Source organism: Okeania sp. SIO2B9, from assembly GCF_010672505.1.
GTDB classification, from domain to species: domain Bacteria; phylum Cyanobacteriota; class Cyanobacteriia; order Cyanobacteriales; family Microcoleaceae; genus Okeania; species Okeania hirsuta.
Window position 1 is genome coordinate 1 of record NZ_JAAHGK010000588.1, and the last position, 4,528, is coordinate 4,528.

General features: G+C 33.3%; 3 protein-coding genes. 1 reads left to right on the forward strand and 2 read right to left on the reverse strand.

Features of this window, described 5'->3' with window-relative positions:
* Together F6K13_RS19625 and rplI are read right to left on the reverse strand one after the other, a co-directional pair.
* Positions 1-2,057 (reverse strand): DnaB-like helicase N-terminal domain-containing protein (locus F6K13_RS19625; protein WP_287288101.1); only part of this gene is annotated, 2,057 nt, incomplete at its 3' end.
* Between the two features lie 457 nt (positions 2,058-2,514).
* Entirely contained in the window at positions 2,515-2,973 is a 459-nt protein-coding gene (gene rplI / locus F6K13_RS19630) for a 50S ribosomal protein L9 (RefSeq protein WP_124145033.1), read from the reverse strand.
* A gap of 270 nt (positions 2,974-3,243) precedes the next feature.
* On the opposite strand from rplI, the gene proX reads away from it, so the two are divergent.
* Positions 3,244-4,254 carry a glycine betaine/L-proline ABC transporter substrate-binding protein ProX gene (proX, locus tag F6K13_RS19635; RefSeq protein WP_124145034.1) on the forward strand — a complete coding sequence of 337 codons (1,011 nt, stop codon included), beginning with the start codon at positions 3,244-3,246 and terminating at the stop codon, positions 4,252-4,254.
* The last annotated feature ends 274 nt before the right edge of the window (positions 4,255-4,528 follow it).

The following is a 4,528-nucleotide window of genomic DNA, read 5'->3' on the forward strand; positions in this document are numbered from 1 at the left end:
GGGAAATCTAGATTTATAGATGGAAAATTTCTCATATCTGACAGAATATTTTTCCCACAGAAAGTCTCAGTAGTAGTTAGATTATTGAAATTTTGCTCGGTCTTTTCTTTTCCATTTTTGCTCTGTGCTGAAAGATATCTAGATTCAGCAAACTTTTCCATCACATCAACAATTTCATTCCACAAAATCTGAGTATTTTCTAATTCCTCAACCCAGAAATTCTCCTGTCTGACTAAATTTAATCTATAGGAGGGAAAATCTAGATTTATAAATGGAAAATTTCTCATATCTGACAGAATATTTTTCCCACCGAAAGTATCAGTAGTAGTTAGATTATTGAAATTTTGCTCGGTCTTGACTTTTCTATTTTTGCTCTGTGCCAAGAGAAATCTAGATTCGGCAAACTTTTCCATCACAGAAATTATTTCATTGCCGAAAATTTCCCTACCTTTGAGTTTTTCAACCAAGGCATTTTCGTTTCTGAGTAAATCCAAACTTTCTGATGGAACATTACCAATATTTGCTAGAAAGTTTTGTCGAAATAAGACATCAGTAGTAGTTAGATTATTGAAATTTTGCTCGGTCTTTTCTTTTCCATTTTTGCTCTGTGCCGAAAGGATGATAGATGGAGCAAACTTTTTCATCACAACAAGAACTTTATCCCAGAAACCCTCTGTATTTTCTAATTTCTCAACCCAAAAATTCTCCTTTCTGACTAAATTTAATCTGCTAGAGGATAAATCTAAGTTTTCTAATGGAAAATTACCAATATCTAGCACCAAATTTTTGAGGGATACTTTATCTGTAATAGTTAAATGCCACAAATATTTATTCGTCTTTCCTTTCCTACTTCTACACTCTTCAACCTTTTCAATAGCAGCAATAATTCCAAATCTGAGCAAAAGATGTTGTACTTGCCTAACAAACTTTTCACTAACCACAGAATAGCCTAAACATACTGCCCCAGTTTCAAATATTTTTACCCATCCATCCAGGGAAAATAAATATCTAATAAATAAAGCTAATTGCGACTTTTCTAATTTAAAGACAATAGGAGAAAGACAGAAATTATCAGAATCAATCAGAGAAGCAAACTGATTTTCTGGAATAGTTTCATCGCCAAAAACATCTAACCGACGGGGTACAGCTATTTTTTCTCCTACCTGTAATTTTGCCAAAGGTTTCCAACCATCAACCGTTAGAAAAGGATGAGTAATTGTCGTCTCTACAAATCTTCCTGATTTTGTCGTTACTCTAAATACAGGTTTAATTCCATCATCAATAAAAGCAGAAGGTTTAGTAATCTGAAACTTCCAATTTTTGCCTAAAGTTAATAACTCCGTTTCTTGCCTTTGATAAACTTCTGCCAAAGTAATTAAACTGCCATCTTTTTGCAAAACTAAAGTATCATAAGCAGCACATTTTCCCATTGAGGGACGACCAGCTACAATAATTAAATCCGAACGTTGAAAACCTCCAGTCATTGCATCCAGATCGTAAAAACCACAAGCAAGACCAGGTAAAGCAACTCCCTCATTTCTATCTTCAATATCCTGAAAAGTATTAATTAAAGTCTCAGAAATAGGAACTAAATCTTGTTGTGGTTTATCCTGAGTCAGAGCAAATATTTTTTGTTCAGCTTGGTCAAGAATAGTTTTTAATTCAGTAGCTGTTTGAAACCCTAAATCAAAAATTTCATTTCCTGCTTGAATTAATTTTCTGCGGATATATTTATCAATAACTAAAACAGCATATTGGTCAATATTAACCGCCGAAACAGTTCGTTCTAATAGTTGAACTATTTTTACTTGCCCGCCAATTTTTTCTAATTGATTATTGTCAGTAAGCCAACTGGTAACAGTCATTAAATCTGTAGGTTTGCCCTGATTATAAAGTTGCCACATTGCTTTATAAAGAATTTGATGAGCTTCAATGGCAAAAAACTCTGGGCGTAATAACTCTGTCACTCGATTAATAGCTTCTGGGTCGAGGAGAATACCACCTAAAATAGCTTCTTCCGCTTCAATATTTTGGGGAGGTAGGCGATCGCTAGACATCTGTGATTTACCTACAATTATTTAAAATTTATTTGAAAAGGGAATAGGTAGTAGGGAGTAGGGAGTAGAGTTTAAATTACTCTGGTAGAAAAATCCATACTCAATCCAATTGCTGAATATTAAAGTCGAGGAGAATGCCACCTAAAATAGCTTCTTCCGCTTCAATATTTTGGGGAGGTAGGCGATTGTTAGACATCTGTGATTTACCTACAATTATTTAAAATTTATTTGAAAAGGGAATAGGGAGTAGAGTTTAAATTACTCTGTTAGAAAAATCCATACTCAATCCAATTGCTGAATATTACAGTTGGACTAAAGTCAAAAGTCAAAGATTGTCTATCAAAGGATACTTACGCATTTTCGAGTCATAAAATCTAGATTTAGTGTGGCACTAGAGCATTTATTTACATAAACCCTAATTTCTTTTTAACTTTTGACTTTTGACTTTTGACTTTAATTAACTACCCACTACTTGAATCTCTACTTCAGCAGTTACCTCTGGATGAAGTTTAATTTGAGCTTTGTAGAATCCAACCTTGCTAATTTCTGGCAAAGTAACGCCACGTCTATCAATTTCTTGACCAGTATTTTCCTTAATTACATCCACCAATTCTCTATCAGTAACAGTACCAAAAATCGCATCATTTTCACCAACTTGTTTAGCAATTTTAAAGCGACCAACTGTTTCCAAAGCCGTCTTTTGAGCTTCTGCTGCTTGCTTCAATTCTATTTGTCTTTGTCGCTCTTGTTCTCTACGACGTTCTACCTGTTTAAGAATACCTGGAGTAGTACGAAAAGCAATTTTCTGAGGAATCAAATAGTTACGAGCATAACCAGGAGCTACTTCTACCACATCTCCTGATATTCCCAAATTTTTCACATCTTGATTCAGGACTACCTGTAATTTTTTGGCCATGATTTTAATTTTTAAATTTTCACTGCAAACTTTAATTATATCCTAAATTTAAAGAATCATAGAGATGATTAGTAAAGTAGATTTACAAAATTAACTGATTAATTTAAGCTAGGGTAATAGCTCAAACCGACTAAATATCTAGATAAGTACAGTTTAAATTTCATTTAAAATTATGTTCTCTAGACTGTAAATCTCCTACTCTATTATACAAGGAAAAAATTATCATCAAATAAATATTCAATAAATGTAAAATTTGCCAATCTAATAAAAATGAAACTTAAACAAAAATTCTTCAAAATTATTTTAGGAATAATCTTGACCAACTTATTAATAGTCTTTACTTCCTGTCAAACATCGCCAAATAATAAAAGTTTAACTATTCGGAGTGCTCATAGTAATTGGATAGAAGAATCATTTCAAACCGAAGTTGTAAATATAGGTTTAGAAAAATTAGGCTACAAGGTCGAAAAACCAAAAGAAATTGATTATCCGGCACTTTATATTTCTATAGGTAATGGAGACTTAGACTATAGCGTTGTTTATTACCAACCAGGACACAAAAAATACTTTGAAAATGCTGGTGGTGAAGAAAAATTAGAGGGAGTGGGAATTTTAACTCCTAATGGAATTCAAGGATATCAAATAGATAAAAAAACCGCCGATAAATATAACATTACTAACCTTCAACAATTAAAAGACCCAGAAATTGCTCAAGTTTTTGACTCAGATAAAGATGGTAAGGCAAATTTAGTTGGTTGTAATCCAGGTTGGGGTTGTGAGTTGACCATAGACCATCACCTTAAAGCTTATGGACTAGAAGATACTGTAGAACATAATCGAGGCCAATATACAATTTTATTAGCAGATGCTATTACTCGTTATCAAAAAGGTGAACCTATTCTTTATTATGCCTATAATCCTCACTGGATATCTGCAGTCTTAAAACCAGGAAAAGATGTAGTTTGGTTAGAAGTTCCTTTCACATCTTTACCAGAATCTATGGGAAATCTGAGTGAAAAAGATACATCAGTAGATGGTAAAAATCTTGGCCTTCCTAAAGGCGATCAGGGTATTGTTGCTAATAAAAAATTCCTAGAAGCTAACTCAGTTGCCAAAAAATGGTTTGAATTAGTCAAAATTCCAGTTGCAGATATGAATACTGAAAGTTTACGTATTAAAGAGGGAGAAGACCAACCAGAAGATATTCAGCGTCATGCTCAAGAGTGGGTAAAAAATCATCAACAAGAATATGATAATTGGTTGGAGGTAGCAAGAAAATAAGCAAGTTAAGTAGGAAAAATCTTCATAAGCTTTCTGTATCACGGGGTGACAAGCACCTCAAAGCTATTGTGGGATAAGGGTTTAAAGGATATAAGCAAGGGTGAAAAATTGACTGGTTTTGTGAGAATGATAATTATTATTAGTGAGAGTGTGGGTGAACTTCGCTCACCCATACCACCACACTGCGTTGATTTATTGTTCAAGTAAATTACTCTCAAAACATTTATGTAAGTCAATTAAAAAATTTTTAATAATCAGATGAATAGTCAGACGT